14 protein-coding genes are annotated in these 18573 nt (G+C 35.8%); 6 read left to right on the plus strand and 8 right to left on the minus strand.

The genetic code is table 11. From position 1 onward, the window contains the following. Window positions 1-177 precede the first annotated feature (177 nt). The 4 genes from BKH43_RS02165 to BKH43_RS02180 are packed head-to-tail and all read right to left on the minus strand — an operon-like array spanning window position 178 to window position 3399. Window positions 178-927, minus strand: coding sequence for a PDP protein (locus tag BKH43_RS02165; RefSeq protein ID WP_095228067.1), 750 nt, complete (start codon window positions 925-927; stop codon window positions 178-180). Beyond that, on the minus strand, window positions 896-1348 hold the full coding sequence (locus BKH43_RS02170; protein ID WP_095228069.1) for a flagellar FliJ family protein: 453 nt from the start codon (window positions 1346-1348) through the stop codon (window positions 896-898). The genes BKH43_RS02165 and BKH43_RS02170 overlap by 32 nt, the downstream gene beginning before the upstream one ends. Beyond that, window positions 1345-2529: an adenylosuccinate synthase gene (locus BKH43_RS02175; protein ID WP_095228071.1), complete on the minus strand. Its 1185-nt coding sequence runs from the start codon at window positions 2527-2529 to the stop codon at window positions 1345-1347. Before BKH43_RS02175 ends, BKH43_RS02170 begins: the two co-directional genes overlap by 4 nt. Before the next feature lie 12 nt (window positions 2530-2541). Continuing rightward, window positions 2542-3399, minus strand: a complete 858-nt coding sequence (locus BKH43_RS02180) for an ATP phosphoribosyltransferase regulatory subunit (RefSeq protein WP_253248021.1) — start codon at window positions 3397-3399, stop codon at window positions 2542-2544. A gap of 281 nt (window positions 3400-3680) precedes the next feature. On the opposite strand from BKH43_RS02180, the gene BKH43_RS02185 reads away from it, so the two are divergent. From BKH43_RS02185 to BKH43_RS02195, 3 genes are all read left to right on the plus strand, one after another. Next, a complete protein-coding gene (locus BKH43_RS02185; protein ID WP_095228073.1) occupies window positions 3681-4499 on the plus strand; it encodes a hypothetical protein in 819 nt (272 codons plus the stop codon). A 159-nt stretch (window positions 4500-4658) separates the two neighbouring features. Beyond that, a complete protein-coding gene (gene dsrO, locus BKH43_RS02190; protein WP_095228076.1) occupies window positions 4659-5402 on the plus strand; it encodes a sulfate reduction electron transfer complex DsrMKJOP subunit DsrO in 744 nt (247 codons plus the stop codon). 39 nt (window positions 5403-5441) lie between these two features. After that, window positions 5442-8444, plus strand: a complete 3003-nt coding sequence (locus BKH43_RS02195; RefSeq protein WP_095228078.1) for a molybdopterin-dependent oxidoreductase — start codon at window positions 5442-5444, stop codon at window positions 8442-8444. 149 nt (window positions 8445-8593) lie between these two features. Here the strand turns inward: BKH43_RS02195 and acnB are convergent, their stop codons facing one another. After that, a complete protein-coding gene (acnB, locus tag BKH43_RS02200) occupies window positions 8594-11152 on the minus strand; it encodes a bifunctional aconitate hydratase 2/2-methylisocitrate dehydratase (RefSeq protein WP_095228080.1) in 2559 nt (852 codons plus the stop codon). A gap of 134 nt (window positions 11153-11286) precedes the next feature. Between acnB and cysK the strand changes: the two genes are divergently transcribed. Next, entirely contained in the window at window positions 11287-12207 is a 921-nt protein-coding gene (gene cysK, locus BKH43_RS02205; RefSeq protein ID WP_095228082.1) for a cysteine synthase A, read from the plus strand. A 72-nt stretch (window positions 12208-12279) separates the two neighbouring features. Here the strand turns inward: cysK and miaA are convergent, their stop codons facing one another. The 3 genes from miaA to fliW all read right to left on the minus strand — a co-directional run bounded on the left by miaA (window position 12280) and on the right by fliW (window position 14760). After that, a complete protein-coding gene (gene miaA, locus BKH43_RS02210; protein ID WP_095228084.1) occupies window positions 12280-13167 on the minus strand; it encodes a tRNA (adenosine(37)-N6)-dimethylallyltransferase MiaA in 888 nt (295 codons plus the stop codon). 18 nt (window positions 13168-13185) lie between these two features. Then, window positions 13186-14004 (minus strand): pyrroline-5-carboxylate reductase, encoded by an 819-nt coding sequence (locus BKH43_RS02215; RefSeq protein WP_172402291.1) that lies wholly within the window; start codon window positions 14002-14004, stop codon window positions 13186-13188. Between the two features lie 366 nt (window positions 14005-14370). After that, window positions 14371-14760 (minus strand): flagellar assembly protein FliW, encoded by a 390-nt coding sequence (gene fliW, locus BKH43_RS02220; RefSeq protein ID WP_095228088.1) that lies wholly within the window; start codon window positions 14758-14760, stop codon window positions 14371-14373. Window positions 14761-15152: 392 nt separating this feature from the next. On the opposite strand from fliW, the gene bamD reads away from it, so the two are divergent. Together bamD and lon are read left to right on the plus strand one after the other, a co-directional pair. Further along, entirely contained in the window at window positions 15153-15788 is a 636-nt protein-coding gene (bamD, locus tag BKH43_RS02225; RefSeq protein WP_095228108.1) for an outer membrane protein assembly factor BamD, read from the plus strand. A 10-nt stretch (window positions 15789-15798) separates the two neighbouring features. Next, complete coding sequence (lon, locus tag BKH43_RS02230; RefSeq protein ID WP_095228091.1) at window positions 15799-18300, plus strand: endopeptidase La; 2502 nt, start codon at window positions 15799-15801, stop codon at window positions 18298-18300. The last annotated feature ends 273 nt before the right edge of the window (window positions 18301-18573 follow it).

Genomic DNA, 18573 nt, shown 5'->3' on the forward strand with positions numbered 1-18573 from the left:
AAGAAAGTGCTGAAATAAAGATTTAGTCAATAGTATAAAGAGATTAGAATTGCCTATATAAAACGATATATTTGCAAATGCCACATCACGATATCTTCTTAACACAAAGTTTTATAACACCAAACCCTATCAATACCTACTACAAAACCTAGTACATTGCAAACTAGATTCTATAAACTAGTAAGTTTTAAATCCAGACTGAGACGCATCTGGCAAACTAGGAGCCTTTGGTGCGCTAGGTGGAGTGGGTGCTTTTGGCATACCTAAAGAAGGTGTGCTTTCTTCATCTTTTTTTTGATCTGCTTGATTTGGTAAAGACATAGAGCCTTGGGCATCTGTTTTAAGTGGATAACTTTGCATCTTTTGAGTTAACTCTGAAGCAACTTTTGGGTCCATCTTAGCTAGTATTTTTCCTATCTCTGCTGGTTTTAAGCTTAAAAGTATGCTTATAGCATCAGCAGTTGGCATAGAAGAAAGTATAGGAGCGGCATTAGAATCTCTCATCTTTGCATAGCTTTGGGCTAACTTGCTATCTTTTATATTTTTTATATCAGCTAGCACTTTTTCATTTTGCGCTAAAAGTGCCTTTGCCTCTTCTAACCTAGCCTTACTTTCACTTTCTTTTTTTGCCTCTTCTTCTTTCATGTCTTTATACATCTGCTCTAAGGCTTTTTCTTTTAGGTCTAGTTTGGCCTTTCTTTCACTTAAAAGTTTAGAGTTTTCATTAGATAGTATCTGTAAGGTGGTTTGTTCTTGTTTTAGTTTTATAAGGGAGGCATTTATCTCTTGCTTTCTATCTTCAAAGACAGCATTGCACTGGGCATTAATATCTATTAGCTGGTTTTGAGTAGTAGTAGGAGTGCTAGCTTTAGCACTAAGCAAAGCACCTAAAGTGCTACATACTACTATTAGTAGAATTTTTCTCATGGTTATAACCCTTATTTGCATAAAGTAGATTGGATATGGAATCTAAGCTTTTAGCCTCAAGACTTTCTTTTTCTTTTTTTAGTCTTAGGCTCTCTTTATCATAGATATACTTTAGCTTTTCATACTCTATATTAAAAGCCTTTAACACTTCTTCTAACTCTTTTTTCTTAAGTTTAAGTAAAGCTACTTCTTCATAAGTCTTTTCTATCTCATATAAAAATCCCTGCATATAGACTTTTTGAGACTGATAGTCTTTAAAACTACCACTTTTTGGAACATCTGCATTTTGAAGTTCATAGTTTAAGCTATCTATATATTCAAACTTTAGTCTTATCTCACTAGCACAAGCTTGCACACTCTTTTCTTGTAAGTCTACATTTTGCTTGGCTATTTTTACTAGAGAGATAAGCTGTTTTATCATCTTAAGATTACATCTTCTCTATTTGGAGATGTAGATATTATGCCAACTTTAGTGCCTACTACATCTTCTATAGCTTTGATATAAGCCCTTGCAGCCTCTGGCAGTGCCTCATAGCTTTTTAGTCCATAGGTCTTATCCCACCCCTTAAAGCTTTCATAAACTGGCAAGCCCTTATCATCATACTTAACGCACATCTTAACTTCTTCTAACCCATCTAAAACATCAAGCTTCATTAAGGCTAACTTACTTACTCCATTAAGCCTTACTGCGTACTTAACTTGAGCTGCATCTAGCCAGCCACACCTTCTAGCACGCCCAGTAGTAGTACCAAACTCATAGCCCTTATCCCTTAGATACTCCCCTACTTTATCATGAAGCTCAGTTGGAAACTCGCCATTACCAACTCTTGTACAGTAAGCCTTAGTTATACCTATGACTTCATCTATATCTCTAGTGTTAAGTCCAGTTCCACTTAGAGCTCCAGCTATACTAGTGTGAGAACTAGTTACAAAAGGATAGGTGCCATGGTCGATATCTAGCATAGTACCTTGCGCACCTTCAAGCAAGATCTTTTTACCCTCATCTACAGCCTTCCATATCATCTTAGTAGTATCAGTTATAAGAGGCAAAATATTAGGTAGTACTTCTTTGATATCTTCGATTATAGAATCTGCACTTAGGTCATGAGAAACTTTAAGCAAGCTTAGGTTGTATCTAATCTTATCTTTAAGATTGCTAAGATCAAAAAGATCTTGCATTAAGATTCCATTCCTTGCTACTTTATCAGCATAACTTGGGCCTATACCTTTTTTTGTTGTTCCTATAGCTTCTACCCTTCCTTCTTCATCAAGCACATCACGCAAGATGTGATAAGGAAGTATGATATGGGCCTTATTAGATATAAAAACCCTTCCTTCTATGTTTGGAAACTGGGTTAGCTCTCTATCTAAAGCTAGCAAGTCTATAACCACTCCATTACCTATAATGTTAGTAACATGAGGATAGAGTATGCCTGAAGGGACTAAGTGAAGGGCATACTTAACTCCATCTACTACTATGGTATGGCCTGCGTTATGCCCACCTTGATATCTAACTACTAAGTCATAGTTTTTAGCAAGCATATCTACTATCTTGCCCTTTCCTTCATCACCCCACTGTATACCTAAGATCACATCTGCCATAAACTTTATCCTTTATAAACTTACTTTGTGTTTTAAGAGGTAGTGAACTACACCATCAGTATAGATTCCAAAGCCACAAGTAACTAAATCATCTATACTACAAACTCCCCCACTACAAAAAAATGAATTACCCAAAAACATCCTAAAAAACGCGCCCTTATAGTAGTCAACTGGTGCTAAAAGCAAGAGTGAAAAAACTACTTTTTCATACTCTAGATTCTTAGTTAACTCTAGTAGTGAAGCTAGCTCGTCTTTTAAAAACTCTGGTGCTTTAGGCAAATAAGACTTTAAGCTTTCTTTGTCATTTATCTCAATTAAGTCTTTCATAAGAGGTGACTTCATCAAAGCTGCAACATCTTGTCTTTCAAAAAGCCCTATATCTAATCCTTCATGCTTAGTACATAAAAGGGCTATCCTAGCATTAGTCACTTGTAAAATTGGGCTTATGTGAAACTTCTTAAAAAGCTTGATGCTTAGATCTAGCATATAATCAAGTCTATCTTGTTCCAAATACTCAACACCTATCTGGTTTAACTCAGTAGTTGGGTAGCTAAAAACTGGCTGTATATAAAACCACTTTTTTTGCTTGGTAGTTCTACCTAGTCGTCTAGTTATGATACGCGCTACTTCTAGTGTGCTGTCATTTCTTAGTGAGATTTGATTATTACTCTCACTGCTTATCCTTATAACATCTCTATCTAAAAAGCTTTTTTGGTGCTGTCCATAGACAAAAGTAGGAGTAATAATCTCTTCAAAGCCTTCTTTATAAAACTCTTCAACGCATAGATTTTCTACCACACGCTTAAGCCTTGCGCTCTTTGCAAAGGCAAGCTGACTGTTGTGTGGCACTTCATGTTCTAGTATCATCATTGCTACATGACCTTAAAAATTTATTGGACACTCATTATAGCTAATAGACTTTTTAAAATCACCAAAATATAGATTCTAAAAAAACCTACCTAACCATCAACTAGTGATTAAAAACCTTATAACTAGCAAGATAAGCTACCCTGCATCTAAGAAACATAAAATTTTTAGATTTATACACTAACTAGCAAGCCTTTTTTTGATATAAACAAAAAAAGTACATTTAGAACTTTTATCACTTAATAACACTAGATTTAAAAATATTACTCTTAAAGGAAGTTTTTATGAACAAGCTAAAAAACTATATAGGCAAAAGTGAGGAAGCTTTTGAAGATATCAACATACATCAAGTCCAAAAGATCTGTGCTACTTTTGGAGTAAAAGAGCTAAAAGTAGGAGAAAGTTTGCCTCACCTTTGGCAGTGGTGCTTTTTTGTAAAAGCTTTAGATCCTAGCAAGCTTGGGCGTGATGGTCATCCACGTTTAGGAGAGTTTTTACCCCTTATTGAAGATAGAAATAGGATGTGGGCTGGTGGGCGCTTTAAGTTTTTAAAAGATCTAATCATAGGCAAAGAAGCCAAGAAAAAAACTACTATAAAAGATATACAAGAAAAAGAAGGCAGAAGTGGCAAACTTACTTTTGTAACGCTTTTACATGAGTACTTTCAAAATGACACTTTATGTATAAGTGAGGAACAAGATATAGTTTATAAAGAGCCCTCTAAGCCAAAAACTAGCAGTGATGTGCCTTTAGAAAAGTGTGAGTTTAAAGAGAGCTTTAATCTAGATTCTACTTTACTTTTCCGCTACTCAGCCCTCACATTTAACGGCCATAAAATCCACTATGACTTTCCTTATGCTACAGAAGTTGAAGGCTATAAAGGCTTAGTTATACATGGACCTTTGCTAGCTACTTTTATGATTAATACTTTTTCAAAACACCATAAAGATAAAAAGATTTTAGAGTACTCCTATCAAGGCTTAAGACCGCTTTGTGTGCCTTCAACTTTTAGAGCTGAAGGAAGGCTTGAAGGGAAAAGTGCAAGCTTATGGATAGCAGAAGGAGAAAGTATAGCCCATAGAGGCAAAGTTATATTTAAGTAGTTAATTTCTATCTATAAACTTTATCTTCAATCACTTAGTAACCTATCTTCAAGCTAGCCAAAGCAGACTGATTAAATTGTCATTAAAAATTGACAATTTATGCTAGTATTTATAAATTTACACAAATAGTAAATGTAGTGTAAATGGAAAGGAAGAGTGATGGAAGTTTTACCCAAAAAGCTAGATTTAAGCTCAAGGCGTGAGTTTATAAAATACTGTAGTTTATTGCTTGCTACAAGTGTTTTATTAAAGGCTAGTGAGACTAAGTTTACTAACTCAAAAAGTCCGCGCTATGGCATGGTTATAGACCTTACAAAGTGTGTAGGTTGCCAGTCTTGTACTATGAGTTGTAGTATGGAAAATGACGTTCCAGTTGGTCAATTTAGAACTATAGTTGCAGAGTATGAAGCTAAAGATTCTAAAGGACGTGGCGTTATAGCCTCTTTGCCAAGACTTTGTAATCACTGTGAGAAACCAGCTTGCATAAGTGTATGCCCAGTAGGTGCTACCTATCAGAGAGCAAATGGCATAGTTAAGATAGATACTAATGAATGCATAGGCTGTGGCTTTTGTGTAGAAGCCTGCCCATATCATGCAAGGTTTTTAAATAAAGACACTTTAAAAGCTGATAAATGCACACTTTGTGATCATAGACTGCGTGCAGGCCTTTTGCCAGCTTGCGTTGAAAGCTGCGTGGGTGCTAGTAGGATGATAGGAGATTTGCATGATCCTAACTCATCTATTAGAAGATTTTTAAACACGCATGATACTTTGATACTTTCAAGCCCTAAAAACACAAAACCTCAGATATTTTATTATGGACTAAGCGAAATCCTTGCACAAAACAAACCTAATAGTGAGTATAAAATGGTGATTAACTGGAGTGAAAACATCATTTTTTAAAAGGCCAAAATTCCATTAAAGACTTTTAAAGGTAAAAACATGAAAAGTGATATAAAAAAAGATAAAAGAAGAGGTTTTTTAAAGACCATAGCACTAGGTGCAGTAAGCACGCCTTTATTTGCAAAAGATACAGATTCTAATCCAAAAGATGATTATAGACCTCAAGGCAGTCCACACATACCTGAGTTTAGTTATAAAAATGGCAAGCTAACTAAAACGCCTGGCCAAGATGTAATCTTAGAAATGTGCCATGGCTGTGTTACAAAGTGTGGCATAAGAGTAAGGCTAGATCATGGGAAAGTAGTGCGTTGTGTGGGAAATCCCTATCATCCACTAGCTAATGTGCATCATCAAGATTATAAAACCCCACTAGTTAAGGCATTTTCTAGACTTGCTAGTCAAGATACTCAAGAGATGCGAGCTACTGTGTGCAGCAGGGGGGCTTTGCTTTCAAAGATGGCAGAATCTAAAGTGCGTATACTATCTCCTCTAAAAAGAGTTGGTAAAAGAGGAGAGGGCAAATGGCAAAAGATAAGCTTTGAGCAGTTATTAGAAGAAGTTGTAGAAGGTGGGAATCTATTTGGCGAGGGCCAAGTTGATGGAATAAGATCGCTTTTTAGTGATGAGTTAATAGATAAAGATAATCCAGACTATGGCACTAAGCGTAATCAGCTTTTAAGTTTTTACTTCTATGATGGACGATCTGAGATAGTGGATAGATTTATAAAACAATCCTTTGGCACAATCAATCACTACTCCCATGGTGGAATCTGTGGTGGAGGCTTTAGGATAGGCTCTAAAATGGCACTTAACTCTAAGGGTTTTTTGCATACAAAGCCAGATTATGAAAATGCAAGATTTAATCTTTTTTGGGGAACTGCCCCATCTAATGCGGGTAATCCTTTCCAAAAACAAGCCAAGATGCTAGCTACTGCTAGAAGTAATAAAGACTATAGCTATGCAGTTATAGATCCTAGTGTTAATAACTCAGTAAAGTATGCTGCAAGTAATGGCAAATGGATAGCTATCAAATCAGGCACAGATCTAGCTTTAGCTATGGCGATGATAAGATGGATTATAGAAAATAAGCGTTATGCTACAAACTATCTTATCCAGCCAAATCTAGCTCAAGCCAAACTTGCAGGCGAGATACACCATAGCAATGCTACTCATTTGGTTATAGTAGAAAAAAATCATCCTAAGTACGGACAGTTTGCTAGGGTAAATGAAGAAATATTAGTTTGCTCGCAAAGTGGCAAGATACAAAGCCATTTGATAAATGAACCCGCCAAGCTAGAGTTTAAGGGTAAGATCTTACTAGATGGTAAGAAAGTGGCTGTTAAAAGCTCTTTTTTACTACTTAAAGAATCTGCTTTTGAAAGAAGTCTAAAAGAGTATTCAAAACTTTGTGGAGTAAGTCTAAAAGATATCATATGGCTTAGTGATAACTTTTCTAAAAATGGAAGAAAAGTAAATGCAAGTGTACACGGTGGTATGATGAGCACACTTGCAGGCATGACTACTTTTTCAATCTTAACTTTAAATACACTTATGGGTACTTATGGTTATAAGGGCGGAACCATAGCAGCTCAAGTTGGCACTCATAACTTTTTAAGTGGACGCTATGAACTAGGAAAGGTAGAAGGTGGCAAAAAGCCTAGTGGCTTAAATCTATCTAGAAGTGGCAAGTACTATGAAACTAGCACAGAGTATAAACGAAAACTAAAAGCAGGGCTTAATCCTTACCCAGCAACCCAACCCTGGTATCCTATATCTATGCCTTTGATAAATGAACCTTTAAGTGCAGCTGGCTTTGGCTACCCTTACAACATTAAAGTGTTTATAAACTATATGACTAATGTTGTCTACAATCAAGCCGGTTCGCAAGAAAGCGTAGTTAACGTGCTAAAAGATACTAAAAAAGTCCCTCTTTTTATAGGCATAGACGCTTTTATGAATGAAACTAATGCCTATAGTGACTACATAGTCCCTGATGGAGTAAACCTAGAAAACTGGGCATTGCCACTTGCCCCATGGGGTGTTTTAACAAAAACTTCTACTATAAGATATCCTGCATTAAAAGCAAGGCAAGATAAAGATAAAAATGGAGAATCAATCTGTGTTGAACACTTTTATATCTCTGTAGCAAAAAAGTTAGGGCTAAAAGGCTTTGGTAAAAATGCTTTTAAAGACAAAGATGGAAAGTTTTATGATTTAGATAAAAAAGAGCAGTTTTACGCAAGAGCTTTGGCAAATCTAGCTTTTGATGGCAAAGGTGTAGATGATATAAGCAAAGAGGACTTAGAACTAGCACCTGTGCAAGACGCCTTAAAAGCTATAGAATCTTATCTTTTGCCAGAAGAGCTTAAAAAGGTTGCTACTATCTTATCTCGCGGTGGAAGGTTTGAAGATACGAGCACTGCTTATGAAAATGACATAATAGCAAGGCCTTTTTCACAAGCCACACCAGCAGCTATTTATTATGAACCACTTGGAGCACACAAGCACTCCATAACAGGAGAATACATGAGTGGTACACCATGCTATATGCCTCAGCTACTAAGTGATGGTAGCTTAATGGATGTACACTATCCACCAAGTGAATGGAAGTACAAAGTAAGCTCTAGAAAGTCTAACTTACAGCACTACTACACTATCATCATAGAAAAACTAACCGCCGTGCACCCTCATAATTTTGTACGTATAGCTGAAGATATAGGGAAAAAAGAGAGTATAAAAACTGGGGATAAGGTTAAGGTTGTAACACCACAAGGTGAACAAAGTGGCATAGCTTTTGTTACTAATGGCGTAGTAAGTGGAGAGATATCAATAGAGCATGGCTTTGGGCATGATGAGTACGGAGCAAGAGCGCATTATATAGATGGAGTAAAATTACTTGAGTTAGATTCTAGCAAGGCTGGCATTAATCATAACAAGTTAGGTTTGCTAGATCCTACAAGAAAAGGGAGCTTTAGCCTAGCTGATTTTTATGTAGGTACTTGTGTTAGACAGTCTTTGCCTGCACGCATTTATAAGGTATAAAAATTATTGGTTTTTTAAGTTAAAGGCAAGTGATTAAAGGTGAGTTACTTTAGAGTATGAAGCAGGTTAGAACAAGTATAACTTTTAAAGCTATTCTTGCTCTAACTTTACTTTAGATTCTAAGAATCTAAAGTACAAAAACTTTTACCTTAAAGCTTAAAGTTTTCCATCAAGTTAAAGTTTAGATATCTATAGATCTTATCTTCTTTGCCTTCTAGTTTTTTAGCAGCCATATCTATATACTCTTGTGGTGAAGGCAGACGTCCTAAAAGTGAGCAAACTGCAGCAAGTTCTGCACTTCCTAGATAGACTTGTGCTCCTTTTCCCATCCTATTATCAAAGTTTCTAGTCGAGGTTGAAAACACTATAGCATTATCTCTAACGCGGGCTTGATTCCCCATACATAGGCTACAGCCCGGCACTTCTATCCTAGCGCCATCAGCGCCAAAGATAGAGAAAAAGCCTTCTTGGCTAAGCTCTTTTTGATCCATCTTAGTAGGAGGTACTAACCATACCCTAGTAGGGCTTGCTGGTGTACCTTTAACTATCTCAGCAAAGGCTCTAAAGTGACCAATATTAGTCATACAACTTCCTACAAATACTTCATCTATGTTTTTTGGTCTTTTAGGGTCAGCTAGTATCTCACTTAGAGTTGCAACATCATCAGGGTCATTTGGACAAGCTAAAATCGGCTCTTTAATATCTGCTATATCTATGTCTATAACTGCAGCATAGCTTGCATCTTTATCAGCTTTTAAAAGCTTAGGATTATCTATCCACTCTTGCATTTTTTTAGCCCTTCTTTTTAGAGTCTCAGCGTCTTCGTAACCATCTTTTATCATGCCTTCTATTAAAGCTATGTTAGATTTAAGATACTCAATTATTGGCTCTTTATTTAAAGCAACAGCACAAGCTGCTGCACTTCTTTCAGCACTTGCATCACTTAGCTCAAAGGCTTGTTCTACTTTTATGTCTTCTAGACCTTCTATCTCTAAGATTCTGCCATTAAAGATATTTTTCTTATTTTGTTTAGGAACGGTTAAAAGCCCTTGTTTGATAGCGTAGTAAGGTATGGCGTTTACTAGGTCTCTTAAAGTTATACCTGGATTAAGTTTGCCTTTAAATCTAACTAAAACAGATTCTGGCATATTAAGCGGCATAGAGGCTGTAACTGCAGCAAAGGCTACTAGGCCACTTCCTGCTGGAAAGCTTATACCTATAGGGAACCTAGTATGAGAATCTCCCCCTGTTCCTACAGTGTCTGGAAGGCAAAATCTATTAAGCCAAGAGTGGATAACACCATCTTTTGGCCTTAAAGCAACCCCACCTCTACTAGTCATAAACTCTGGCAAAGTCGCTTGCAAACTAACATCAGCCATCTTTGGATAAGCAGCTGTGTGACAAAAGCTTTGCATAACAAAGTCTGCACTAAATTTTAAACTTGCTAGCTCTTTTATCTCATCTCTAGTCATAGCCCCAGTTGTATCTTGACTTCCAACTGTTGTAACTTTTGGTTCGCAATATGCCCCTGGGATTATGCCCTCTACTCCACAAGCAAGCCCAACCATCTTTTGAGCTAGACTAAAGCCTTTAGTAGTAGCCTTTGGAGAAGTAGCCTTAGTAAAAACGTCACTTTCTCCTAGCCCTAAAAACTTTCTAGACTTATTAGTTAAGCCCCTTCCTACTATTAGAGGTATACGTCCCCCTGCCCTCATCTCATCTATGATAGTGTTAGGCTCTAATGTAAAAGTGCTTACTACTTCGCCATTTTTTAGAATCTTACCTTCATAAGGCTTTACAGTGATGATGTCATTTTCTTTAAGATTACTAACATCAGCGATAAGTGGCAAACAACCACTATCTTCACAAGTTGCAAAAAAGATAGGTGCTATAACACCACCTATAACTATGCCGCCACCTTTTTTATTAGGGATGTAAGGTATCTCTTCTCCAAAGTGCCACATGATAGAGTTACAAGCTGACTTTCTAGAGCTTCCAGTACCTACTACATCGCCCACATAAGCTACCTTATAGCCTTTAGACTTAATGTCAGCTAGCCTTTTTTCATAGTCTGGTACCCTGCTTTTAAGCATGGCTTTTGCGTGCAGTGGGATATCACTTCTTGTAAAAGCATCACTTGCTGGACTTAGATCATCAGTATTAGTCTCGCCATCTATTTTAAGGACTATAAACTTCATCTCATCATCTAACTTTTTGCGGTGTAAAAACCACTCAGCATCAGCCCAAGACTGGATGACTTCTTTAGCTAAAGGGTTAGTTGCACTAAGTTTAGCTATATCTTCAAAGGCGTTATGAACTAATAAAGTGTGTTTTAAAGAGTTAGCTGCAATCTTAGCAACTTCAGAATCTTTATTAGAAAGGGCTTCTATAAGATAAGGGACATTGTAGCCTCCAAGCATGGTTCCAAGATACTTAACTGCTTCTTCTTTTGTTACAAAATTACAAGCTTGACCATTTAAGACTTGTCCAAAAAACTCAGCTTTTAGCTTAGCACTAGCATCAACACCCGGGTTAACTCTGTGTATTAAAAGTTCTTTTACAAAGTTAGCATCTTCTTTACTACTTTTAGAATCTAATAAGATATCAATCACGTCTTTTGTTTGCTTTACATCTAATGCTAAAGGCGGTATGCCCTCTTTTGCCCTTTCACTTTCCATTAATTTATAGTTCTTTATAAAATCGCTCATTAATTCTCCTTATATAGCCTTAGGTAGTTTTGGGATAAACATCTTTAGCATTAAATTACTTAAGCAAAGATTAAGCTATATTTTATCTCAAATGTATAATAATCCAAAGACATACGTAGCTAAAAAGGATTAAAATGAAAATTGCACAAAATGTAACAGAGCTTATAGGGCACACCCCAATAGTAAAATTGCAAACCTTTAGTAAAAAATACGGCGCTAACATCTTCGCAAAATGCGAATTTATGAATCCAAACAGTTCTGTAAAAGATAGAATCGCCTACTACATGATAAAAGCCGGACTTGATAATGGAAGCATAAGACCAACTACAACCATCATAGAAGCTACTTCTGGTAACACAGGAGTTGGGCTAGCAAGTGTGTGTGCTGCGCTAGGGCTAAAACTAGTTATCTGCATACCATCATCTATGACAGTTGAAAGAAGAAAGCTTATGAAAGCTCTTGGAGCAACTTTAGAACTAACCGCTCCAGAGCTTGGCATGAAGGGTGCTATAGCTAAGGCTGAAGAGTTAAATAGCACTATAAAAGATTCTGTCATAGTTAATCAGTTCTCTAATAAAGCTAACCCTCAAGCTCATAGAGAAACAACAGCAGAAGAGATAATTGATGCTTTTGGAAGTACTCCTATAGATGTTTTTGTAGCAGGAGTTGGTACAGGTGGGACTTTAAGCGGTGTTGGCGAGGTGCTAAAAGCCCACAACCAAGCTATAAAAATCTTTGCTATGGAGCCAAGTCTTAGCCCTGTTTTAAGTGGTGGAACGCCAGCCCCACATAAGATTCAAGGTATAGGTACTGGTTTCATACCTGAAAACTTAAACACTCATATCTATGATGGTGTTTTAAAAGTAACTAATGAAGAAGCTTACGAGATGGCAAGATTACTAGGAAAACAAGAAGGAATACTAGCTGGAATCTCAAGTGGGGCTAACATCCAAGCAGCCTGCATGCTAGCTAAAGACTTCCCTGGCAAAAACATACTTACTACTCTAAATGACACTGGTGAGCGCTACCTTTCAACTGATCTTTTTGAAGAGTAGTTACTAGATATATAACCTAACATTTATCTTTCAAGCTAGGATGCTTGAAAGACCTTCTAGCTTTTTAAAACATTACATATCTTTTCTGTAGATTTTTAGTACCTCTTCAAACTCAAAAACTCTAGTTTCAAACTGTGTTTTATTAAAAGTAGTTTGCCTTTTTGCTAGCTTTATCGTATTAAGACTTATCATGCTTTCTAACTCATCTACGCCTATCTCTCCTTTTAGATAAAGTAAAGTCTCTTTTAGTCCTATGGTATTAAAAGGATAAATTTTATCCCCATACTTTTTTAGTAAAAATCTAGCTTCATCAACTAGGCCCTTTTCTAACATAGCCTTAGTTCGCAGCCTTATATTTGCCTTTAAGGTTTCTTTTTCTATCCCCATAGTAAAGATGTTAATTTTATATGGGAACTTTATAGGTCTATTAAGCCTAAAATACTCAGTTGGTGTAAGTCTTGAGTGGATATAGAGTTCTAAGGCCTTATTTATCCTATAAGTATCATGCCTATCTATCTTTTTCATATAAGGGTAATCTAGCCTACTTAAAAGCTTATACTTATAGTCTAAAGGGTAAGATTCTACTTCTTTATAAGTTTGTAGTGCCTGCTTAGTAGGCATAGGAGCTATACTAAGCCCATTAATAATAGCTTTTAAAAAAAAGCTAGAGCCTCCAACTATAATCAAAGGCTTATCCTTACTAAGCTTTATAGCTTTATATAAGAGGGTGGTAAAAAAACCAGCATTACTCTTAGTGCTATCTGGGCGAAGCACATCTATGCCAAAGTGTCTTATGCCTTCTCTTTCTTCCAAAGTAGGCTTAGCTGAGGCTATATCTACATACTTAAACACACTTAAAGAATCTAGTGAGAAGATATTAGCATCTAGTAGCTTTGCTAGTTTTATACTTGCTTTAGTCTTCCCACTCCCACTAGGACCAAGTAAGGCTACTAGCTCCACTTTATAAACCTTAAAAAACTAGGCATTACTCTTTGCTATCTCTTTAGCCTTTTTTACAGCCTTTATGCCTGCTTTGCTAACTAAGCCTTGAACACCTTTTGCTTGTAGGTATAAGTTTGCTTCTGAAGTTGTGCCTGCTGGGCTTGTCACCATATCTGTGATCTCTCTAGGAGTGTAGTTTTCTAAAAGTTTAGCCACTCCTAAAAAACTTTGAGCTACTAAGTTTTTAGCATCACTTACTGTTATGCCTTGATTAACCCCCGCATCAATTAGCCCTTGAGCGATTATAGCTAGCATGGAAGGCGTGCTGCCATTTGTTGCTATGCTAGCATCTAGTTTAGCTTCACTATCTAAAAAAACACAGTTTCCAAAGCACTCTACAAAGTTTCTTACCTCTTCTTTACACTCACACTCAGAATCTTTTATGCAAACACTAGAGCTAGAAAGGCCAAAAGTTGCAGCAACATTAGGCATAACCCTAACTAGAGTACTAGAGCTTAAGTGCTTATCTAAAGTGGCAAATTCTATACCAGCTAAGAGACTATAAGTAATGTTTGCCTTTCCTTTAAACTTAAAAATATCTAGATTATAAGGCTTGCAAGCAAGCAGTAAGGAGCTATCTGTGATATCTGCTTCATAACTAGTCTCATATAAAATCTCATAGTTTTTAGAAGCTAACTTAGAATCTACTAGTTTAGATTCTATCCATGGTCTTAGTTTTTGTGGGTTTCTACCAACTATCCTAATCAAACTAAACTTACTTTTCTCACTACTAAATATACCACTTAATACAGCCTTTGCCATATTGCCATAGCCTATAACTACTAATGTTTGCATGCTAAACCTCCATATCATTTTATGATTTAAATATGGCATATTTTTATTAAGTTTCATATTAAAGATAAGGCTTTAATATCTGTTTTTAGGTATTCAAACAAGGTGTTTAGAGATATAAAACTTAAGATTTGGAGCCTTGGATTAAATGGTATTCATTTAAATACAAAAGGGTTTTTTAGGAACGAGATAGCAAAAGTTTAGAAAAGATAGTCTTTTTTTTAAGATTTATCTTATTAGTAGAGCTTAGCCTTATGAGAAAGATATATACTCTAAAAAGCTTTGCTTCTTTCAAGTAGGCCTACTCTCTTAATAAATCTACTTTGTTGGTAAACCCGCTCTTTTAGCAAACTTATTCTTTAGGTAGACCTATTCTTTGGGATAGTAGGCAGATATAGGTTCAGCTAACTTGTAGTTTGGATATCTAAAACTATCAAGTACTATTTGAGCCATAGTCTGATTATCAAAGTTAAACACTAGGGGGGCTAGGAAGTTTATAGTTGAGTTTTCTATGGGATTTTGTATAACCATGATATTAGCAGTTAGTATGTTTTTACTAGATTCTAGATCAAGTAAGATCTTAGTAGAAGCTGGTACTTCAAACTCATACTCTCTAAGCATAAAAGGATTTACTAAAGTAAATATAGGAGAAGAATCTTGTGCATTAGTCAGACGCATAAAAACATCATCTATTTTTTCTAATTTCATCTTATTAACACTTTCGAAGCCTAAAACTGGCGACTTAACTTCAAAAACCATTTACACTTCTCCATTTAGGAACGATTGATTAGCAACTACCCTAGAAAATATCTTATGATGTATGTAGATTTTAAACAATAACGTATTTACGCATCGCTTTAATCACTATTTGTTCATTATAACACAAATATGAGTTTATAACCCCAGCATAAAGCCTAAAAACTAACCTACGCCCCTTAAATCATAAAATACTTAAAGTTTAGAGTATAAAGCTTAAGTAAAAGTTTAAGATAGGTTTTTAGATAAGTTTTTAAGAAAGTCATTTGCTATAATTTAGCATTATTTTTGAAAACTCGGAGTCCTTTTTGTCAAACACTCTTAAACCTACCAAAAGCCACGCCAAACTAAGTGCGTACCATAGCCTAAAGGCCAAAAGCAAACTACTTAGAATCATGCCTCTAAAAACGCTGATATTTGCTCTTGGCTTTTTCTTTATAGCCTGTGCTAGTAAGACTACTACTTTTAACCAACCAGCAACTTTTTGGTACTCTGGTATATTTAAAAACATAAGGATAGGCGACTTAGAAAGTGCTGATAACTACTTTTCTTCTTTGCAAAGTGAGCACATAAACTCTCCACTTATCCCAGAAGCCATGCTAGCACTAGGGCAAGCCCATATGTATAATAGTGAGTATCTACTCTCTGATTTTTACTTTAATGAGTACACAAAACGCTATGGAAACCCAAGTAACTTTGACTACATAGCTTTTTTAAAACTAAAAGCAAGATATCTTTCAATAAGAACTTCCGCTAAAGATCAAGCCTTTATGACTGATACACTTTCTTTAGTGCAAGACTTTTTTGACAAATATCCTAATAGTAGATATACACCTTATGTACAAGAGATAGAAGTGCAGTTCACTTTAGGTACTAATGAGCTTAATAAGGCCATAGCTAGAGTTTACAAAAAAGCAAAAAAACCAAAAGCAGTAGCTATATATGAAGAAAGGATAGATGATGTGCTTAATAAAGAAGCTCATGCTAAACCTTCAAAGATCCCTTGGTACAAGTGGATATTAAACTGGTAAAAGGATAAAAATGGATTCTAAGATTTTAGAAAAGTTGCCACTGATAATAGAGCACGAAATGTTCATATTTCCTTTTATGATAACTCCAATTTTTGTAGTCGACAAAAATGGCATAAAAGGTTTAAAAGACACAGAAACTGATAGTTTAGCCTTTGTAGCATGTGGGAAAAACAACCCAAAAGCAGAAGAGCTACCTTTTTATGATGTAGGCGTCATAGGTAGAATCATGCGCAAGTCTATACTTCAAGATGGAAGGATAAAGCTACTTTTTCAAGGCCTTTCAAGAGGGAAGTTTTTGGGATTTAGCGATGCTAGTAAAGAAAAAGTAGATGTTCAAGGTATGAGCTATAAGCCCTATGATGCTACTAGAATCCATGCCATGAGCAATATCCTCTTTGAAAAAGTAAACGCTCTAGCCCATATCTCTCAAATCATCTCGCCAGACTTACTTAGAAACATAGAAGAAAGCGAAGAGATAAACAAAGCCATAGATCTAATCTGTGCTGCCATAAGGCCAAAAAAAGAGCAAAGCTATCAGATCTTTGCAAGTGGTGATGTAGAAGAAAGGCTAATGCTTCTTACTCACTTAGTTAGTGAAGAGATAGAAACACAAAAGTTACAGCGTGAGATAAAAGCTAAGGTTCACACCAAAATGGATCAAGTCAACAAAGAGTACTTTTTAAGAGAGCAATTAAAACAGATTCAAAAAGAACTAGGTGTTGATAAACAAAAAGATGAAGAGATAGATGCTTATCTTAAAAAACTTGAAGCCCTAAAAAGCGGTATGAGTGAAGAAGTTTATAAAGAGATAAAAAAGCAAATCACTAGACTTTCTCGTATGAATCCAGATGGATCTGATGCAAATATAGTGCAAAACTATATAGAATGGGTACTTGAGATACCTTTTACTACTTTTAATCACAAAAAACTAAGCATAGCTAACGTAGAAAAGCAACTAAATGCAGATCACTACTCTTTAACTGAACCAAAAGAACGCATAGTTGAATACTTTGCAGTAAAAGAGCTTTTACAAAAAAGAAGCCAAGAAAATGCAAAAAAAGAAGAAGATAGTAAAAAAGAGGTAAAACAAGACTCTAAAGAAGAGATAAAAACATCTAAAAAGGACGAAAAAGCTAAAGATGATAGCTTTAAGTATAAAGGTACCATACTTTGCTTTTATGGTCCTCCTGGTGTTGGTAAAACTAGCCTTGCAAACTCCATAGCTCTTGCCATAGGAAGACCTTTAGTAAGGATAGCTTTAGGTGGGTTAGAAGATGTTAATGAGCTTCGCGGTCATAGACGAACCTATCTAGGTGCTATGCCTGGGCGTATAGTACAAGGGCTAATAGATGCTAAAAGTATGAATCCAGTCATGGTGTTAGATGAAATAGATAAGATTATGAGAGGAGTTAGGGGCGATCCAACATCTGTGCTTTTAGAAGTGCTTGATCCTGAGCAAAATATAAGCTTTAGAGACTACTACACTAACTTTAATATAGACCTTTCAAATGTAGTTTTTATAGCAACTGCTAATGACATAAGCGCTATCCCTGCCCCACTAAGAGATAGGATGGAGTTTATACAGATCTCAAGCTACACACCTCAAGAAAAGTATGAGATAGCTAAAAAGTATCTTATCCCTCAAGAGATAAAAAAACATGGCCTAAAACCTAGTGAAGTAAAGATTCAAAAAGATGCCCTAGAGTTAATCATACAAAACTATACAAGAGAGGCTGGAGTTAGGAATCTAAGACGAAGCATAGCTAATATAATGCGCAAAGTTGCCGTACAGCTTTTAGAGAAAAAAGCCACTACTATAAATATAAGCACAAAAGATGTCCCAAACTATCTTAAAAAAAGCATCTTTGAGATACAAAAGACTAATCCTAAGCCAAAAAGAGGAGTTGTTAATGGCCTTGCATGGACTAGTGTCGGTGGTGATGTGCTAACTATAGAGGCTATCAAGCTCATAGGAAAAGGTGATCTTAAGCTAACTGGTAGTCTAGGGGACGTTATGAAAGAAAGCGCACAAATCGCTTATAGTCTCATAAAGTCCAAACTAGATTCTATGGTACTTGAAGAAACTAGCAGTAAAAAAGACAAGTCTTTAGAAACTAAAGAAAGCAATGTAAAAGATGATAAAGAAGTTACTAAAAAATCAAAGACTAACAATATAGATGTGCATTTACACGTTCCAGAAGGTGCTACTCCCAAAGATGGACCAAGTGCTGGTATAACTATGGCTAGTGCTATAGCTAGTATACTTTTTGGTAAAGATGCTAGACAAGATATAGCCATGACTGGAGAGCTAACTTTAAGTGGAGAAGTGCTGCCTATAGGTGGATTAAAAGAAAAACTTATAGCAGCTCACAAAGCTGGCATTAAAAAAGTGCTTATACCTAAAAAGAACTATGAAAAAGATCTTGATGATATACCTAAAGAAGTACTAGACAACTTAGAAATAGTAGCAGTATCTAATATAGATGAAGTCTTAAAAGAGATACTTTTATAAACCAGCCTTCATACTTACTTCATCTATAGATTTACACATAATAACAAAATGGCAATTTTGCCACTTGTTATTACAAATAAATCCTATAAGCTAACTTAAAGACTAAATAAACTTAAAAACTAGATAGCAGCAAATTACAGTTTTGCCTTTACTCTTAAAGCAATCTAAGTGCATATTAAGAGTTAGATCCCTTATTCCCCTCTCTAAAACAACCTTACTTCTCTCATAAGGTAACAGTAGTAAAACAGCACCTTTACTCTTCTTATAACATAA

The sequence above is a fragment of the Helicobacter sp. 13S00401-1 genome, from assembly GCF_002272925.1.
Taxonomy (GTDB): Bacteria; Campylobacterota; Campylobacteria; order Campylobacterales; family Helicobacteraceae; genus Helicobacter_I.

What these genes read in the sequence shown, in the direction of transcription:
- BKH43_RS02165 (WP_095228067.1), bottom strand. Translation starts at nt 927, where the DNA reads ATGAGAAAAATTCTACTAATAGTAGTATGTAGCACTTTAGGTGCTTTG.
- BKH43_RS02170 (WP_095228069.1), bottom strand. Translation starts at nt 1,348, where the DNA reads ATGATAAAACAGCTTATCTCTCTAGTAAAAATAGCCAAGCAAAATGTA.
- BKH43_RS02175 (WP_095228071.1), bottom strand. Translation starts at nt 2,529, where the DNA reads ATGGCAGATGTGATCTTAGGTATACAGTGGGGTGATGAAGGAAAGGGC.
- BKH43_RS02180 (WP_253248021.1), bottom strand. Translation starts at nt 3,399, where the DNA reads ATGATGATACTAGAACATGAAGTGCCACACAACAGTCAGCTTGCCTTT.
- BKH43_RS02185 (WP_095228073.1), top strand. Translation starts at nt 3,681, where the DNA reads ATGAACAAGCTAAAAAACTATATAGGCAAAAGTGAGGAAGCTTTTGAA.
- dsrO (WP_095228076.1), top strand. Translation starts at nt 4,659, where the DNA reads ATGGAAGTTTTACCCAAAAAGCTAGATTTAAGCTCAAGGCGTGAGTTT.
- BKH43_RS02195 (WP_095228078.1), top strand. Translation starts at nt 5,442, where the DNA reads ATGAAAAGTGATATAAAAAAAGATAAAAGAAGAGGTTTTTTAAAGACC.
- acnB (WP_095228080.1), bottom strand. Translation starts at nt 11,152, where the DNA reads ATGAGCGATTTTATAAAGAACTATAAATTAATGGAAAGTGAAAGGGCA.
- cysK (WP_095228082.1), top strand. Translation starts at nt 11,287, where the DNA reads ATGAAAATTGCACAAAATGTAACAGAGCTTATAGGGCACACCCCAATA.
- BKH43_RS02215 (WP_172402291.1), bottom strand. Translation starts at nt 14,004, where the DNA reads ATGCAAACATTAGTAGTTATAGGCTATGGCAATATGGCAAAGGCTGTA.
- fliW (WP_095228088.1), bottom strand. Translation starts at nt 14,760, where the DNA reads ATGGTTTTTGAAGTTAAGTCGCCAGTTTTAGGCTTCGAAAGTGTTAAT.
- bamD (WP_095228108.1), top strand. Translation starts at nt 15,153, where the DNA reads ATGCCTCTAAAAACGCTGATATTTGCTCTTGGCTTTTTCTTTATAGCC.
- lon (WP_095228091.1), top strand. Translation starts at nt 15,799, where the DNA reads ATGGATTCTAAGATTTTAGAAAAGTTGCCACTGATAATAGAGCACGAA.